Below are 17,611 nucleotides of genomic sequence, written 5' to 3' on the forward strand. Positions count from 1 at the left end.
TAAATTAAAACTTTAAATCACCATTTACTTCTCTTACAGCCTGAGCCGCTTCAGCAAACTTCAATTGCTCTTCTGCAGTAAGGGTAATGTTTACAATTTTTTCCACACCATTTGCTCCAATAATTGCAGGAACACCTAAGCAGATATCATTTTGTCCGTATTCTCCTTCAAGCATTAGAGAACAAGGAATCATTTTCTTTTGATCACATGCAATTGCCTGAACCATTACAGAAACTGCCGCACCTGGAGCATACCAAGCAGAAGTTCCTAATAATTTTGTAAGAGTTGCTCCTCCTACTTTAGTTTCTTCGATTACATATTTTTGTTGTTCTTCATCTAAAAATTCTGTTACAGGAACACCATTTCTAGTTGCTTTGCTCAATAGAGGAAGCATACCTGTATCACTGTGAGCTGCAATTACCATTCCGTCTACATCAGAAATTGGACTTTCTAATGCTTCAGCCAATCTGTACTTAAATCTTGCAGAATCTAAAGCACCTCCCATTCCGATAATTCTGTTTTTAGGAAGACCAGAAGTTTTGTGTACCAGATAAGCCATTGTATCCATTGGGTTAGAAACCACAATAATAATTACGTTTGGAGAATGTTTTACCAAGTTTTCAGTAACTTCTTTTACAATTCCTGCGTTGATTCCGATCAATTCTTCTCTCGTCATTCCAGGTTTTCTTGGAATCCCTGAAGTGATAACAGCTACATGAGAACCTGCAGTTTTACTGTAATCTCCTGTTGTTCCGGTAATTTTTGTATCAAATCCGTTCAACGATGCTGTTTGCATCAAATCCATTGCTTTACCTTCAGCAAATCCTTCTTTAATGTCTACTAAAACTACCTCTGAACAGAAGTTTTTCATAGCGATGTATTCTGCACAGCTTGCCCCTACAGCGCCTGCTCCTACTACAGTTACTTTCATAATGTATACTTTTTTTAAAATTTATTGTATAAAGTTTTGTCAAAAATTTTAACTCCCAAATTTAATAATTCCTGAAAAATTGAGCAATTTTTCAGGAACTATAATTGAATTTTTAACAATTAATTGATTATCAATAAAAAACTCTGCTTATTTCCGCTGTAATCCTCTACTAATTCGTATAGTTTTTTTTCATCTTGGTAAAAATTAACAACAGTTTATCCCAACAACAGGATTATGATTTTTAACATGTATTTCATATTAAATTTTAGAAAAAAAATGTTAATTCAATAAAATTTCATTAAATTTATATCACCAAATATTGAAATCAATTAAAATTTCATTGAATATTTCTTTTAGAAACTCAACATAATTCTGCTGACTAAAAATTTATCAATATGAAAAAATTTCCCTTACTTTTCTTTTCTTTCATTCTTTCTATAGGATTATGGAATCCTTCCGAAGCCTGTACAAGAGTGGTTTACAAAGGTCCTGAAAACACCATCATTACTGCCCGATCTATGGATTGGCGTGATGAGATTCCTGCCAATTTATGGATTCTCCCTAAAGGAATCGACAGAACAGGAGAAGTCGGATCTCTTTCTGAAAAATGGACCTCAAAATATGGAAGTGTAGTCAGTACTTCATGGGATATTGCCTCTTCCGATGGTATGAACGAAAAAGGTCTGGTTGCCAATCTTCTCTGGCTCGGAGAATCACAATATCCGAAATTCGATCCTAAAGGCAGAAAAAAAGGAATTGCCATTTCATTATGGGCACAATACTTCTTAGATAATTTCGCCACAGTGAAAGAAGCAGTAGAACAGGCAAAAAAAGAAAAATTCGTTATCGTAAGCGATTATATTCCGGGAACTGAAAGATTTACAACAGTTCATCTTTCCCTTTCCGATGCTTCCGGAGATAATGCTGTTTTTGAATACATCAATGGAAAACTCATTATTCACCACTCTCCTGAGTATAACGTAATGACCAATTCTCCGGTTTTTGACGAACAACTCGCTTTAAACAACTACTGGAAAGGAATTCCGGGAACGGTAATGCTTCCGGGAACCAACCGCGCTGCAGATCGTTTTGTGAGAGCATCATATTATATCAATGCCATTCCTAAAACTTCGGATCCGAGAACGGCTGTTGCAAGTGTTTTCAGTGTCATCAGAAACTGTTCGGTACCTTATGGAATCTCTTCAGAAACAGAACCTAATATTTCTTCCACAAGATGGCGCTCCGTTTCCGACCAGAAAAATCTGGTGTATTATTTCGAAACTGTTTTTACACCCAATACATTTTGGGTAGACCTTAAAGAATTTGATTTAAGTGCAAAAGGAAAAATAATGAAACTTGATTTAAGTAATTTTCAAACCTACAACGGAAAAGCAAATTCAAATTTTAAAGAATCTACTCCCTTCAAATTTTTAGGATTAAACTAATAACAATATTTCTATCAAACACAAACAATATGGCTTTTTTCTCAATTAAAAAGAGTCTGTTGCTTTGCTTTATGCTAGTTTGTTCTACAGCAATCGCACAGATCCCGGATTCCATACAAACCGAATCAAAGGAAGACAATGTAAAATATCCCGTTCTGCAGATCAAAGGTCTTTTTCAGGCCCGCTATCTTGTCGGAATGTCGAAAGATGTTGATGTAAATGGACTTCATCACACCGATGAAACCGGAGTCAGCAATAATTTCATGGTAAAATACATGAGGGTTCAGGTTCGTGCACAGATAAGCAAACGTACTGAAGTGGTTGCACTGGCTAATTTGGCAGATTTTAAAAATGATCCGAAAGGCAGAGTTCTTGAAAATGCTTATTTAAAATATACTTTCAATCCGAAATTAGCCCTTACTGTGGGGCAATTCAGACCTTGGTTCGGGATTGAAGAAACCTACCCTATTGATATTATTAAATCGTTGGACTGGTCAAACCAATATACAGAATTCGGAAAATTAGGCTGGACAAGTTTCCAGATCGGACTTTCTGCAACAGGACAATTAAAGTTGGGTGAAATTCCCTTTCAATATGCTTTTTCTCTTGTAAACGGGAATGGTAAAAATCAGGTGAACGATAATGACGACGGGAAACAGTATTCAACCAGACTGGTGTTTGGTCTGGATAAAAAACACAATTTAAATCTGGGCTTAAATGGCGGTGTCGGAGAAGTTTTCAGCAAAAAAATATATGCGGTCGGTATAGATCTAAGCTCACTTATTCAATTTGATCCGAAATGGAGTCTGGATATGCAACTCGAAGCAAAACAAGCAACCAACCATCCGCTGTATTTTGCCGTTGCTCCGGAACTCAGACCTGAAAATCCTGATCAATACTTAATTCGTGGTGCCTATTTCCTCCCAAATGTAAGATATGAAATCAATCACAGAAATCTGAGCGCTTTCGAATTATCTTGCCGTTACGAATACCTGGATACTAATTTCAGATTAAATTCAAATCCCAGACAAACCATTACGCCAATGTTCGGTTTAGAGTTTTTGAAAAATTATGGTGCAAGAATCCAACTCGGAATGCAGTTCGACCGTTACAAATATCAGAGAGAGAATACCACACAATACAACAATAATCTATTCATTGTTCAGGTACAAAGTAGATTTTAATCTTTAAAAACTAACTATTATGAAAGAAATTAATATCAAAGCTGTCGCAATCACATTTGCCATTGCTCTTATCATATGGTTTATTCCGGCTCCGAAAGGCGTTACAGAAAACGCTTGGCATTTATTTGCCATTTTTGCAGCCACTATTTTAGGAATTATTTTAAAGGCTGCTCCAATGGGAACCATGTGTATGATGGCCATCGGTTTTACAGCACTTACACAAGTTGTCGCTCCTGGAGATGCCGGAAAATCTATTACAAAAGCACTTTCAGGATTTGGAGATAAGGTTATCTGGTTGATTGGTATTTCGTTTTTTATTGCTCGTGGATTTATTAAAACTGGATTAGGAAATCGTATTGCATTTTTATTTATCCGGGTTTTTGGAAAAAGCTCTTTAGGATTGGCTTACGGATTAGGATTGGCAGATATGTGCTTAGCTCCTGCTATTCCGAGCAACACAGCAAGAGGAGGTGGAATTATTTATCCCATTATGAAATCAATGGCAATAAGCTTTGATTCTGTTCCTGAAAAACCTGAAACCCATAGAAAATTAGGTTCATTTTTAACATTAAACAGTTATTATATGAACCTCATCGCATCTTCCATGTTTTTAACAGGGACTGCGAGTAACCCGATGTGTCAGAAATTTGCAGCCAATTTAGGAATTAATATTACCTGGATGTCTTGGGCAGCCGCAGGTTTTGTTCCGGGCTTAGTAGCTTTCTTCGTAGTACCTTTAGTTTTGTATAAATTATATCCGCCTGAATTAAAGAAAACCGGCGATGCTCCTAAAATGGCAGCTCAAAAGTTGAAAGAAATGGGTCCTATTTCTAAAAACGAATGGTTAATGTTATTGGCATTCTTCATTTTACTGGCACTTTGGATTTTCGGTGGTGCTTTATCCATTGATGCGACTACAACAGCTTTCATTGGTTTAACATTACTTCTTTTAACTTCAGTCTTAACTTGGGAAGATGTAAAATCCGAAAAAGGAGCTTGGGACACCATTGTCTGGTTTGCCGTTCTGGTGATGATGGCAAGTTCATTGAATGAACTGGGATTCATTGGCTGGTTCAGTGATCTGATTAAACAAAAAATCGGTGGTATGACCTGGACGGTTGCCTTCCCTGTAATTGTTCTGGTGTATTTCTTCAGTCATTATATTTTTGCAAGTGCAACAGCTCATGTTGCAGCCATGTACGCCGCTTTATTAGGAGTTGGTGTTGCCGTAGGAATTCCTCCGATGTTATTAGCGATGATGCTTGGATTCATGGGTTCAATTTACGGTGTTTTGACCCATTACGGCCACGGTCCGGCTCCGGTTTTCTTTGGAAGCGGATATGTTGACCTGAAAGCATGGTGGCTTCGAGGTCTTGAAATAGGAATTGTACTGTTGATTATCTACATGGGAGTCGGTGGACTTTGGATGAAAATTTTAGGATATTATTAAAAGTGGGAAGATGGAAGCTCAAAGCTGGAAGTTTTTAATATTACGTCTCAGAAACTTCCAACATCCATCTTCCATCTTCAAACTATTAATCAAAAATAAAAAAATATGCTGTCTACATTATCAAGAAAAATGCTGATGTGTCTTACAGGACTTTTCCTGAGCTTCTTTCTGTTGATTCATTTCTTGGGAAATCTTCAGCTTTTTTTACCTCAGGAACAGGCACATCTTCAATTTAACGCCTATTCTCATTTTCTGTCAGGAAATATTGTCATTAAAATTGTTTCCTATGTTTTGTATGCAAGTATTATCCTTCATGCATTGAATGGATTAATCATTACAATAAACAATAAAAAATCAGGCGGAAATTATCAATCAGACCAACGTGGAAGTGCCAGCAAATGGTACTCCAGAAATATGGGAATTTTAGGAACACTGATTTTAATTTTTCTTGTCATTCACTTTCAGAATTTCTGGTATATCTACAAATTCGGGAATCCTCCATTGGATGAAAATGGAAATAAAGACTTGTACATTTTGGTCGTAACCGTCTTTAAAGAATGGTGGTATGTCTTAATTTACGTCATCTCCATGATTGCTTTGTGCTACCATTTAATTCACGGAATTCACAGTGCCGTCAGAACTTTAGGACTCTCCCACCCGAAATTTGTGAAATCGTTTAAAACTGTTGGAATCGCTTATTCAGTCATCATCAGTATTGGATTTGCTTTAATGCCGATTTATGTATTCTTCACTTACCGTTAAATTGAAAAGTCATGATTTTAAATTCAAAAATACCGGAAGGGCCCTTAGATAAAAAATGGGAAAATTATAAAAAAACTGCCAAGCTCGTTAATCCGGCCAATCGAAAAAAACTAGACGTAATCGTTGTTGGAACGGGATTAGCAGGAAGTTCTATTGCCGCATCTTTGGGCGAAATGGGTTATAATGTGAAATCCTTCTGTTTTCAGGACAGCCCCAGAAGAGCACATTCCGTAGCAGCTCAAGGCGGAGTAAATGCGGCCAAAAATTATAAAAATGATGGCGACAGTGTTTACCGAATGTTTGTAGATACGTTGAAAGGTGGAGATTTCAGAGCGCGTGAAGCCAATGTTTATCGAATGGCAGAATGTTCTTTGAACCTCATCGATCAAGCCGTTGCACAAGGTGTTCCTTTTGGCAGAGAATATGGAGGCTATCTCAATAACCGTTCTTTTGGCGGTGTTCAGGTGAGCCGTACTTTTTATGCGAGAGGACAAACCGGACAACAATTACTTCTGGGAGCTTATCAGGCTTTGATGCGACAGGTTGGAAAGAAAAGCGTTCAGTTATTTTCAAGACATGAAATGCTGGATCTGGTTGTCATAGAAGGAAAAGCAAGAGGAATTATCGTTAGAAATTTGGACACCGGAGAAATTGAAAGACATTCTGCTCACGCTGTTGTTTTAGCAACGGGAGGCTACGGAAAAATCTATTATTTATCGACTCTAGCAATGGGTTGCAATGGTTCGGCGATTTGGAGAGCACATAAAAAAGGAGCATTGATGGCTTCCCCAAGCTGGATTCAGGTGCACCCGACGTCACTTCCACAATCCGGAGATTATCAGTCAAAATTAACGTTGATGTCGGAATCTTTGAGAAATGACGGCAGAATTTGGGTTCCATTAAAAGAAAATGAGTCCAGAAAGCCTAATGATATCCCCGAAGATGAAAGAGATTATTATTTGGAAAGACGATATCCCGCTTTTGGAAATTTAGCTCCGAGAGACATTTCTTCAAGAGCTGCAAAAGAAAGAATAGATGCCGGTTTTGGAATTGGACCGTTGAAAAATGCAGTATATCTTGATTTTTCCAAAGCTATTCAAGAACAAGGAAAAGAAAAAATTCAGGAGAAATATGGAAATTTATTTGACATGTATCTTAAAATCACAGGATATGATGCGTATAAAGAGCCAATGATGATTTCCCCTTCTGCACACTTTTCGATGGGCGGACTTTGGGTAGATTATGAATTAATGACCACAATTCCCGGATTATTCGCTTTGGGAGAAGCTAATTTTGCCGATCACGGCGCCAATCGACTGGGAGCAAATTCTTTACTCCAAGCTTCTGTTGATGGATATTTTATTGCACCCTACACGATTGCCAATTATTTATCCCAAGAAATTCACACTGGAAAAATTTCGACAGAAAACCCTGAATTTGAAAAAGCAGAAAGTCACGTACAACAACAAATTGAAAGTTTTATCAGTATTAATGGAACAAAAACAGTTGATTATTTCCATAAAACCTTAGGGAAACTGCTGTATGATTATTGTGGTTTAGCCCGAAATGAAGAAGGTTTGAAGTACGCCATTAAAGAAATCAGGAAACTGAAACAGGAATTTTATAAAGACGTTAAAGTTTCAGGACAAGGCAATACCATGAATACCGAACTTGAAAAAGCTGGTAGAGTTGCCGATTATTTTGAAATCGGTGAGCTGATGTGTTATGATGCTTTAACCAGAAATGAATCTTGCGGAGCGCATTTCCGGGAAGAATTTCAAACTCCAGACGGAGAAGCACTAAGAAATGATACTGAATTTCAGTTCATTTCCGCATGGAACTGGACAGGTGAAAATAAAGAACCTGAACTTATCAAAGAGCCTTTGATTTTTGAAGAAATACAGCCAACTGTGAGAAGTTACAAATAAGAAACACAAAAATTATGGATTTACACCTTAAAATATGGAGACAGAAAGATCATCAAAGTGAAGGAAAACTGGTGAATTATGATTTGACCGCTTTAAATCCTCATATGTCTTTCCTTGAAATGCTGGATACCTTAAACGAAAAATTGATTGTTGAAGGAGATGAACCCATAGAATTTGACCACGATTGTCGTGAAGGAATTTGCGGGCAATGCGGAGTGATGATTAACGGATTGGCTCACGGACCTTTAGAACACACCACAACCTGTCAGCTTCATCTGCGTTCTTTCAAGGATGGAGAAACCATTGTCATTGAACCTTTCAGAGCGTTGGCTTTTCCTGTGAAAAAAGATTTAAAAGTTGACCGTTCTGCTTTTGACAGAATTATTTCTTCGGGTGGTTTTGTTTCTGTAAATACAGGGCAAGCTCCTGATGCGACAGCTATTGCCGTTACTCATCAAACTGCTGAAGAAGCTTTTGATTCAGCAGCGTGTATTGGTTGTGGAGCGTGTGTTGCAACCTGTAAAAACGGAAGTGCAGCTTTATTTACCTCAGCAAAAATTTCTCATATGGTTTTGCTTCCACAAGGAAAAGAAGAACGAAGCGAAAGGGTTCTCAATATGGTCAACCAAATGGATTCTGAACATTTTGGCCATTGCTCCAATACTGAAGCCTGTGAAGTTGAATGCCCACAAGAAATTTCTGTGTTGAATATCGCAAGAATGAATTATGAATATAGCAGATCTTTGTTTTTCAGGAAGAAATAATCTCAATAAAAAACCCTCTGTATTTCCAGAGGGTTCCATAAAAAACTGAATTGTAGAACAATAAGAATTATTTTCTTATCATGATTTTATATGATTTTTCAAACTTAGAGGCTTTTACACTTAAAATATAAATACCTTCTAATAAACTATAATTTTGATAGCTTATCGTTACTCTGTTTCCATGTCTAGAAACATTTTTGCTTAAATCTGCAACCATTCTTCCGCTGGAATTAAACAAGTAAGCACTTACATTTCCACCATCTGCATTTTCGAAGCTTAAGTTAATATCTCCTCTTGTTGGATTAGGATATACTTTAGAATCGTCATTTACAGAAGCGTTTGGATTTTTAGTCATTACTTCTCCATTTCCTGTAGAATCTTTTGCCAATGGTTTAACATTAGATGAACAAGGACAACCTAATAAACCTAAATTCACTGTTCCTCCATCGTAATTATTATTGATTGCATCTACAATTGCATTCATTTGATCTGCAGAATAGCTTGATGCAACTCCACCTAAAACATTATTAGCTTCTGCTAATACCTGATTAACAGTCCAGCCTGCAAATGTTCCGGAGACAACAATAAGGTCACCCAACCATGTTGCTGAAGAAGAGAATGATGGGTTCACCTGATCAAATCTAAGACTTAGAGTTAATGCCACAACTTGTCCTGCTAATACATTACTATAACTGCTTCCAGGATTTACCATGGTTCCGGCATTCAACGCTCTTGGAGTTGTTCCGCTTGGCAAGAAATCATCTACAGCTTTTGCAGTAGTCAATTTCAAGAATCTGCTTCCGGCGCCAATAGTTAAACCGGTAGGGAATGCTGAAGCAAAATTATTATCTCTGTATTTACCCCAATTGTTTCCTGCCGCTTTCGCACCCCATCCTCCTTGGGTAACAGTTGTAAAGCCGTTACAAGTAAGCATTTTTACTTCAAAATCCTTAGAAATAGTACATCCGTTGGAATCTGTTACTATTACTGAGAAATTACCGATCGGTAAGTTTACAGTTTGAGTAGTAGCTCCATTAGACCATAGATAAGAATAAGGTGGCATTCCTCCCGTTACATTGGCACTTACTGTTGCTGTTCCTCCTAGACAGATAACATCTCCTTTATTAATGGTTAAAGTTAAAGGACTAGGTGCAACAACAGTAATTGAAGCCTGAGCATTACAAGAGTTTTGATCCGTAACTTTCACTGAATAAGAACCTCCAGAAACCTGAATGCTTTGAGTGGTTGCTCCGTTGGACCATAAATAACTATAGCTTCCTGTACCTCCACTTGCATTAGCCGTTAAGGTAGACATTCCGCCATAACATATAATCGGAGTACTTCCAATATTGACAGCCAATTGTTCCGGTTCAGAAACGGTAATAGACGCTGGAGCACTACATGAGTTGGCATCGGTTACACTTACAGAATAGGAACCTGCTCCAACTTGTATGCTTTGAGTAGTGGCTCCGTTGGACCATAGATAAGTATAACTTCCGGTTCCTCCACTTGCATTAGCAGTTAATGTAGACATTCCGCCGTGACATAAAATCGGAGTATTACCAATATTGACAGCCAATTGTTCTGGTTCAGAAACGGTAATGGAAGCTGATGCATTACATGAGTTGGCATCGGTTACACTTACGGAATAGGAACCTGCTCCAGCCTGTATGCTTGGTGTAGTCGCTCCGTTTGACCATAAATAAGTATAACTTCCTGTTCCTCCACTTGCATTAGCGGTTAATGTAGACATTCCACCGTGACATAAAATCGGAGTATTACCAATATTAACAGCCAATTGTTCTGGTTCAGAAACGGTAATGGAAGCTGATGCATTACATGAGTTGGCATCGGTTACACTTACGGAATAGGAACCTGCTCCAGCCTGTATGCTTGCAGTAGTTTCACCATTAGACCATAAATAAGTATAACTTCCGGTTCCTCCACTTACATTTGCGGTTAAAGTAGACATTCCGCCATGACATGAAATCGAAGTATTACCAATATTAACAGCCAATTGTTCTGGTTCGGAAACGGTAACGGAAGCTGATGCACTACAAGAATTCGCATCGGTTACACTTACGGAATAAGAACCTGCTCCAACTTGTATGCTTGCAGTAGTTTCACCATTAGACCATAAATAAGTATAACTTCCGGTTCCTCCACTTACATTTGCGGTTAAAGTAGACATTCCGCCGTGGCATAAAATCGGAGTATTACCAATATTGACAGCCAATTGTTCTGGTTCGGTAAGGGTAGTTGATGCAGATTTTGAACATGAGTTCGCATCGGTTACGCTTACGGAATAAGAACCTGCTGCTGCTTGTATGCTTTGAGTAGTCTCTCCGTTTGACCATAAATAAGTATAACTTCCACTACCTCCGCTGGCATTAGCAGTTAAAGTAGCAACTCCACCATGACATAAAATACTGCCTGAATCTATGCTTAGAATAATTTCAGCCGGATCTGTCAGAGTAACACTGTTAGACTGAGCTGAAGTACAACCTTGCGTAGTATCCGTAATAATTACAGAATACATTCCTGGGCCTGCATTTTGAATTATATTGCCACCACCAGGGTTGTTGAATGGATTATTATCTTTCATCCATGCATAAGAATAATTTCCTGAACCTCCGTTTACTGTTGCAGTAAGTGTAGCAGTACCGCCATGACATAAAATAGGGCCACCTGATAATGTTACCGTTGGTGGTGATTTTATCGTACCGGTTACAGGAACTCTTTCACTTTCACATTGACCTCCACTTCTGACACAGGCCACATAATAAGTTACATTAGACGTAATATTCACAGTCAGAGAAGTTCCATTAGCTGAAACACCATCTGCTGTAGTTAACGGGTTGCCTCCAGAAGCAGCACTGTACCATCTTACTCCATTACCTGTTGTACAATTAGCCGATAAGGTTATAGCACCCGGTCCACATCTTTCTGCATTGGTTACTGTAGGTGGATCTGGCATAGAATTAAATTTTCCTCCTGCAAAATCCTGCAAAGCAGCCGTAACAGACGGTGAATTTCTAGTTTCCAATAAAAAACTAGAGAAACAAGGATCTAATCCGAACAGCGATAAATCTATAGAACCTTCAAAGAAGGAACCTGTTGCATATACATTAGGAGGGGGAACCCCTACTGACGGTACATTATTGCCTTGATATGTCCAGCTAGGATAAACAGGTGTTGGTTGATAGGTCTGATTCACAAATCCGTCAAAAGTAGTAGCTATCAGGTCCAACTGATTATCAGATCCTCCAGAACCAACCCAACGGTAAATACGAAGTTCCGAAACCCCACCTCCATTGGTAAAGTTTGATAAAACCAGTAAGTCGCCAATTTCATGAACTCCAACAAAATCGGGTTCAGTTCCTTTGGCTACCCCTCGTTTAAAAAACCAAAAACCAATCTGAGCACTTCCGTTGATGGCAGTTCTGTCCCCTGCAAAATAAATCTTATTTCCGATCATTACTGCAGCAGCATTCGAAATATCTCCTTTGTTATTGGTTTGTCCATTGCTCCATTTCCATGAAGAAATTAATCCTATATCCGATGATCCCTGTGTAAAAGAATCATCATTGGTATCGTTTGCATCTCGTACAAAAGCTTTAAGCGGCTGCGAGTTGAGTGCCGATGCCCAGTCATTTGTATTACCATCAACCGTTATTTGTGCATTCACGTTCGTACAGAACAATAAAGCAGCCAAAAAATTGATGATTAAAAAAGTATATTTTTGTAAATACATGATATTGATCTTAAATTAAAAATATAATCAATAGTAAGGCTGTGAGAAGCCTACAAAGTCAGCCATAAATCCATATACAGTCTGTTGGATTATAGTTGTATCTTACAAAATCTCGAGAAAAAGGCTGTTAAAAATGCCTGCTTAAATAGTAATTTTTCATTGTCTTAATCATTAAAAATTCACAACGAAATAAGGTATAGAAAAGTAAATTTTCTACAGTGGTTCAAATAATTCCATTCTCTTACCGAATCAACAAGCCGACAAGTCATGTCAATTGAATCATCAAATAAAAATTTGGGAAATTATAGTCGTATCTTACAAAAATCTAAGAAAGATATTATTCTAAGAAATAGTAGTTTAAGTATTGATTTTTCATTGGCCTTCGTGTTTAGTTTAGACAAATGTATAACAAAAAAACATACAGTTGTTAAAAAAATTATCTTTTTTCAATTATAAAATTAAAAAAATCAACATAAATACCACAAATAAAGGATTTATAAAAATTAAAAACAAAATAACTCCAATAAAAAAAATTAGAGTTATTATTATTTTTCATCAAAAAAACATCGAAAGAATAACAATTTAAACACGTAAAAAGCACAAATAACTCTAATTTTTACAACTAAAATTATTTGTGCTTTATCACTAAAAAATGATTATTTTTTATGATTTTGCAATAGAGAAAATTTTAAGCAAATAAGCTAAAATTACACTTCTTTATCAAAATACAGCATATAATACTTCCCTTTTTCGTCTTCGCCTGTTGCCAGTTTCTGACGGTCACCATGAATATAGATATGGAAGTTCTTATCCAATTTAATGATACTCTTGAAATGTCTTTGCGTTTTTTTCACTGCAGCTTCATTAATCGGAAACTCTTCTGCAATATTGATCTGCATATCCTGTTCATAATCGGTCTTAAAATTGTTAAAACTTTCGATTACATGTTCATCTCCTAAAACTTCATTCGCAAATTCATCCAATTTGAATTCTTCTTTTTCTTTAAAGAAATTGATCGATTTATTTAAAAAATCAGCCTGATCTGCTTTGGACACTTCAAATTCCTGAGGCAACTGCTTCGTGATATAGTCTTTATACACCATTAAAGCTTCCTGCGTGTGAAAATATTCATCATCACGCTGCTTTACTTTTAAAAAGTCTTCAAACCAATAGTACATATCCCCGTTTTTGTTGTTGTCAACAACAGAAAGTACATAACCGGTTTCTTTATCATTATTGTAGATTAAAGCTGCTTTGTCAATTTTAGACAAACCGATTCCCATATCTTTTTCAATTTCAAAGCTTTCATCCTGAGGAGAAATTTTTAAGAAAGATTCTCTTTTTTCCGTTTTAAAAATACCGATTTTATCAACTTTTTCACCATTTTCTCTTTCATTTTCAAAATAAACCACAAACAATTCTCCACCCTGAACTCTTGGATTTTCAGCAGCTTCAAAAAGGTGTTTTGCAATATTCTCAGATTCCCAAAGAAACTTTGCCTTGTCATCAAAAATTTCAGATACAGCACTGTAAATAGGGTTATTTACCAAATAAGAATCGCTATAAAAATGGAAAGTCTCTTCAGATTTGAACGAACCCAAAAAGTAATTTTCCAACAGCTCTGCCATTCCTTCTTCCAACTGCAATTCTTCCTGAGAAAGTATTAAAGATTCTGCGTTGATTTTATTTCCGACTCTGTGTACTATAATTTTTGAAAACATTTTTGATTTTTATGGATTGCAAAGATATTAATTATCTCATATACTCCACAGATTTTCATTCTGAGAAAGCCTTATCATTTTGATACTTGTTTTTACAATTTCATTATGGTATTTAAAAGTGATTTTCTGTCATTCACTTGATGAATTGGCAGAGTTTTTTAAGACACATTTACATCATTGTCACAATAATTTTCATTACATTTTTGATCCGTTTCATTACAGAAACAGTTCCAATAACAAACTCAAAATAGTATTAAAAATCAACATCTTACATAAAACAATCAAGAAATTCAAAAACCTGAAAAGCATTGATAAACAGAGATAGTAAAGTTATTTCCAGTTCATCATCTCCGATGATTATAAAAAATAGTTAATTGTTTATTTTACCAGCACCTTGGTATACTTTTCGCTGCCATATTGGTACTTGAAAAATAATAAATTATGGTGAACGTAAATATGCAAGCTATCAACCAGAAAACAGCTATGGAGTATTTAAAATTTTTCTACCCACCTTTACGAAACGAAATCACACAATTGTCTTTACAAGATAATTTTGCAGGCGTTATTCAAACAACTATTAATTACTTAAAAAGGCTTTTGCAGGAATCGAAGGTTAACATCATTGCCCATCACATAAAACTTATGGATATGATCTATAAAAACGGGGATTCGTATGTAAAAAGCATTATTGAAAATATCTTCGTACGTTCATTTGAGAGCTTTAAGAAACATGGAAAAATCCAACACTGGAAACTTTTGTATCAAAATATGCCCGTAAGTTTTCAGGTGATCTACAATGATCAGCGAAAACAGGATAAAATATTCTTTGGTAAATAAAAATAAAACTCCCCGATCAAAATGTTCGGGGAGTTTTTTTATTAATTCTTTTTCGTAAAAACCTTCTCTACAATTTGAAGTTCGTTTTTATTCATTTTTGAAGATTTCTCTAATTTTGCAGTAAAAGTAGCAACCTCTTCTGCTGTTGAAGGACATCCAAGATTCTCTCCTTTTTCATTAAAAGAATCGGTAAGAACTTCACCTTTCGGATTCAGGACCAACCAAAACGGAAGTCCTGCATTTTCTCCCTTATATTTTTTCATCAACTCTTCTCCACCTGGATTTTCAAGTGTTTTCTTCTCCTTCATTTCCTGAACATCAACATACGCTGTGACAAATTTCTTTTCAAAAATTGGCTTGGTTTCCGGAAGGTTCATATTTTTTTCCATCACATGACACCATTTGCACCATGAGGCATGAAAAACGAGAAGTACATTTTTATTTTTTGATTTTGCTTCAGTAAGTGCTTTGTTTAATACAACATCCGCTTTTTCCTGAGCGAAATTTAACTGAAATAGGAATAATCCCAGTATCATCAAGATTCTTGAAAATTTCATTTGATTTTGTTTTTTGGTTTTAAGTTGTACGAATGTAAGATTTTTTGTTTGTATTTAGAATAAAATTCTGCTTTTGATACTTATAAAAAATTAACAAAACTCAAAGGATGATAAAGTCTAAGTTTCCAATTATTAAACAAAAAAATCCCCTCGCTTACGCTCGGGGATTTTCTATTGAGTCAGTTTAAAACTGCTTAATTATTTCACTTCTTCGAAGTCTGCATCCTGAACATCTTCTGCTCCGTTTGCCTGACCTTGAGTTTGTTGAGCTCCTGCATCAGCACCTTGTCCTTGTGCATACATTTCTTCTGAAGCTGCCATCCAAGCTGCATCTAAAGCTTCAGTTTTAGCTTTTACATCATCAGCATTTTTAGCTTCGAAAGCTGCTTTCAATTCTGTGTGAGCAGTTTCGATTGCTGCTTTTTTGTCAGCAGAAAGTTTTTCACCGAATTCTTTCAATTGCTTTTCAGTCTGGAAGATCAATCCGTCAGCTTTGTTAAAAATTTCTACTTCTTCTTTTCTCTTGTTATCTGCTGCAGAGTTTTCCTGAGCTTCTTTTTTCATTCTTTCAATTTCTTCGTCAGAAAGACCAGAAGATGCCTGAATTTTGATAGACTGCTCTTTACCTGTACCTTTATCTTTAGCAGAAACACTTAGGATACCATTCGCATCAATATCGAAAGTAACTTCAATCTGAGGAACTCCTCTTTGTGCTGGTGGAATATCTGTTAAGTCAAATCTACCGATTTCTTTGTTATCGTTGAACATTGGTCTTTCACCCTGCCCCACTCTAATGCTTACAGCAGGCTGGTTGTCAGAAGCTGTAGAGAATACTTCAGATTTTTTAGTTGGGATCGTAGTGTTCGCTTCAATTAATCTAGTGAAAACAGAACCCATTGTTTCGATACCTAAAGAAAGTGGCGTAACATCTAATAAAAGAACATCTTTTACATCACCAGTCAATACCCCTCCTTGGATAGCTGCACCAATCGCTACAACCTCATCCGGGTTAACACCTTTTGAAGGTTTTTTACCGAAGAATTTTTCTACTTCTTCCTGAATGATCGGGATTCTTGTAGAACCACCTACCAAGATTACTTCGTCAATATCAGAAGTTGATAAACCTGCATCTTTCAATGCTTTTGCAACAGGCTCCATAGATCTTCTTACAAGATCTGCAGATAACTGCTCGAATTTAGCTTTAGTTAAAGTCTTCACTAAGTGCTTAGGACCTGTAGCTGTAGCTGTAATATATGGAAGGTTGATTTCTGTTTGAGGCGAAGAAGATAATTCAATTTTAGCCTTTTCAGCAGCTTCTTTTAATCTTTGTAACGCAATAGCATCAGATTTAAGTTCAACACCTTCTTCAGCTTTGAATTCATCTGCCATCCAGTTGATGATCACATCATCAAAGTCATCACCTCCTAAGTGAGTATCACCGTTTGTAGACAATACTTCGAATACACCGTCTCCTAAGTCTAGGATAGAGATATCGAAAGTACCACCACCAAGGTCATAAACAGCAATTTTCTGATCTTTGTGAGCCTTATCCAATCCGTAAGCTAATGCTGCAGCTGTAGGTTCGTTGATAATTCTTTCTACTTTAAGACCTGCAATTTCACCAGCTTCTTTAGTCGCTTGTCTTTGTGCATCGTTGAAATATGCAGGAACAGTGATTACCGCTCTTGTTACTTCCTGTCCAAGATAATCTTCAGCAGTTTTCTTCATTTTCTGAAGCGTCATTGCAGAAATTTCTTGTGGAGTATATTCTCTATCGTCGATTTTTACTTTTACAGTATCGTTTGGCCCAGAAACTACTTCATAAGGTACTCTTGAAATTTCTTTCGCATCTTCTTTGAAGTGAGTCCCGATAAATCTTTTAATTGAATATACCGTTTTCTTTGGGTTAGTTACCGCTTGTCTTTTTGCAGGATCTCCTACTTTTCTTTCTCCGTCTTCTGTAAATGCTACAATAGAAGGAGTTGTTCTTTTACCTTCAGCATTAGGAATAACAACAGGGTCTTTACCCTCCATTACAGCAACACAAGAGTTGGTTGTTCCTAAGTCAATTCCAATTATTTTACTCATAATATTTATATTTTTTCTAATTTTTAAAATTAATTTACACTCTCAATTTCTCAATATCTGTACCATTCGGAAGGATGTGACAAAATGACATAGTACAACATAAAGAGACCGGTTCATCATATAAAAACCACAGTATTCAAGACAATTTTGACATTCACCCCTGTAAAAATTAATCAAAGTTTAACCTATA

General features: G+C 36.5%; 12 protein-coding genes. 7 read left to right on the forward strand and 5 right to left on the reverse strand.

The window, feature by feature from the left end; all coding sequences use genetic code 11:
• Positions 1 to 4 precede the first annotated feature (4 nt).
• Positions 5 to 931 (reverse strand): malate dehydrogenase, encoded by a 927-nt coding sequence (locus LV842_RS11920; protein WP_233111682.1) that lies wholly within the window; start codon positions 929 to 931, stop codon positions 5 to 7.
• A gap of 395 nt (positions 932 to 1,326) precedes the next feature.
• Here LV842_RS11920 and LV842_RS11925 point away from each other — a divergent pair, with 395 nt between their 5' ends.
• From LV842_RS11925 to LV842_RS11950, 6 genes are all read left to right on the forward strand, one after another.
• Positions 1,327 to 2,376 carry a linear amide C-N hydrolase gene (locus LV842_RS11925; RefSeq protein ID WP_233111683.1) on the forward strand — a complete coding sequence of 350 codons (1,050 nt, stop codon included), beginning with the start codon at positions 1,327 to 1,329 and terminating at the stop codon, positions 2,374 to 2,376.
• A 29-nt stretch (positions 2,377 to 2,405) separates the two neighbouring features.
• Positions 2,406 to 3,560 carry a porin gene (locus LV842_RS11930; RefSeq protein ID WP_233111684.1) on the forward strand — a complete coding sequence of 385 codons (1,155 nt, stop codon included), beginning with the start codon at positions 2,406 to 2,408 and terminating at the stop codon, positions 3,558 to 3,560.
• 19 nt (positions 3,561 to 3,579) lie between these two features.
• On the forward strand, positions 3,580 to 5,010 hold the full coding sequence (locus LV842_RS11935; protein ID WP_233111685.1) for an anion permease: 1,431 nt from the start codon (positions 3,580 to 3,582) through the stop codon (positions 5,008 to 5,010).
• Between the two features lie 105 nt (positions 5,011 to 5,115).
• Entirely contained in the window at positions 5,116 to 5,772 is a 657-nt protein-coding gene (locus LV842_RS11940; protein WP_233111686.1) for a succinate dehydrogenase cytochrome b subunit, read from the forward strand.
• An 11-nt stretch (positions 5,773 to 5,783) separates the two neighbouring features.
• Entirely contained in the window at positions 5,784 to 7,700 is a 1,917-nt protein-coding gene (locus tag LV842_RS11945; RefSeq protein ID WP_233111687.1) for a fumarate reductase/succinate dehydrogenase flavoprotein subunit, read from the forward strand.
• 14 nt (positions 7,701 to 7,714) lie between these two features.
• Complete coding sequence (locus LV842_RS11950; RefSeq protein WP_233111688.1) at positions 7,715 to 8,464, forward strand: succinate dehydrogenase/fumarate reductase iron-sulfur subunit; 750 nt, start codon at positions 7,715 to 7,717, stop codon at positions 8,462 to 8,464.
• Between the two features lie 67 nt (positions 8,465 to 8,531).
• Here LV842_RS11950 and LV842_RS11955 read toward each other — a convergent pair whose 3' ends face one another.
• Both LV842_RS11955 and LV842_RS11960 read right to left on the reverse strand, forming a co-directional pair.
• Positions 8,532 to 12,218: an Ig-like domain-containing protein gene (locus tag LV842_RS11955; RefSeq protein ID WP_233111689.1), complete on the reverse strand. Its 3,687-nt coding sequence runs from the start codon at positions 12,216 to 12,218 to the stop codon at positions 8,532 to 8,534.
• Positions 12,219 to 12,925: 707 nt separating this feature from the next.
• Complete coding sequence (locus tag LV842_RS11960) at positions 12,926 to 13,939, reverse strand: nucleoid-associated protein (RefSeq protein WP_233111690.1); 1,014 nt, start codon at positions 13,937 to 13,939, stop codon at positions 12,926 to 12,928.
• Between the two features lie 441 nt (positions 13,940 to 14,380).
• On the opposite strand from LV842_RS11960, the gene LV842_RS11965 reads away from it, so the two are divergent.
• Positions 14,381 to 14,776: a DUF7674 family protein gene (locus tag LV842_RS11965; RefSeq protein WP_233111691.1), complete on the forward strand. Its 396-nt coding sequence runs from the start codon at positions 14,381 to 14,383 to the stop codon at positions 14,774 to 14,776.
• A gap of 41 nt (positions 14,777 to 14,817) precedes the next feature.
• On the opposite strand, the gene LV842_RS11970 is transcribed toward LV842_RS11965, so the two are convergent.
• Entirely contained in the window at positions 14,818 to 15,333 is a 516-nt protein-coding gene (locus LV842_RS11970; RefSeq protein WP_233111692.1) for a thioredoxin family protein, read from the reverse strand.
• A 198-nt stretch (positions 15,334 to 15,531) separates the two neighbouring features.
• Positions 15,532 to 17,421 (reverse strand): molecular chaperone DnaK, encoded by a 1,890-nt coding sequence (gene dnaK / locus LV842_RS11975; RefSeq protein ID WP_233111693.1) that lies wholly within the window; start codon positions 17,419 to 17,421, stop codon positions 15,532 to 15,534.
• Positions 17,422 to 17,611 lie beyond the last annotated feature (190 nt).

The organism is Chryseobacterium gwangjuense, from assembly GCF_021311115.1.
Lineage (GTDB): Bacteria > Bacteroidota > Bacteroidia > Flavobacteriales > Weeksellaceae > Chryseobacterium > Chryseobacterium gwangjuense.

Excerpts from the sequence above, each read along its gene's own strand:
- dnaK (WP_233111693.1), bottom strand. The coding sequence starts at position 17,421 with ATGAGTAAAATAATTGGAATTGACTTAGGAACAACCAACTCTTGTGTT.
- LV842_RS11925 (WP_233111683.1), top strand. The coding sequence starts at position 1,327 with ATGAAAAAATTTCCCTTACTTTTCTTTTCTTTCATTCTTTCTATAGGA.
- LV842_RS11920 (WP_233111682.1), bottom strand. The coding sequence starts at position 931 with ATGAAAGTAACTGTAGTAGGAGCAGGCGCTGTAGGGGCAAGCTGTGCA.
- LV842_RS11965 (WP_233111691.1), top strand. The coding sequence starts at position 14,381 with ATGGTGAACGTAAATATGCAAGCTATCAACCAGAAAACAGCTATGGAG.
- LV842_RS11940 (WP_233111686.1), top strand. The coding sequence starts at position 5,116 with ATGCTGTCTACATTATCAAGAAAAATGCTGATGTGTCTTACAGGACTT.
- LV842_RS11935 (WP_233111685.1), top strand. The coding sequence starts at position 3,580 with ATGAAAGAAATTAATATCAAAGCTGTCGCAATCACATTTGCCATTGCT.
- LV842_RS11970 (WP_233111692.1), bottom strand. The coding sequence starts at position 15,333 with ATGAAATTTTCAAGAATCTTGATGATACTGGGATTATTCCTATTTCAG.
- LV842_RS11955 (WP_233111689.1), bottom strand. The coding sequence starts at position 12,218 with ATGTATTTACAAAAATATACTTTTTTAATCATCAATTTTTTGGCTGCT.
- LV842_RS11945 (WP_233111687.1), top strand. The coding sequence starts at position 5,784 with ATGATTTTAAATTCAAAAATACCGGAAGGGCCCTTAGATAAAAAATGG.
- LV842_RS11930 (WP_233111684.1), top strand. The coding sequence starts at position 2,406 with ATGGCTTTTTTCTCAATTAAAAAGAGTCTGTTGCTTTGCTTTATGCTA.
- LV842_RS11960 (WP_233111690.1), bottom strand. The coding sequence starts at position 13,939 with ATGTTTTCAAAAATTATAGTACACAGAGTCGGAAATAAAATCAACGCA.
- LV842_RS11950 (WP_233111688.1), top strand. The coding sequence starts at position 7,715 with ATGGATTTACACCTTAAAATATGGAGACAGAAAGATCATCAAAGTGAA.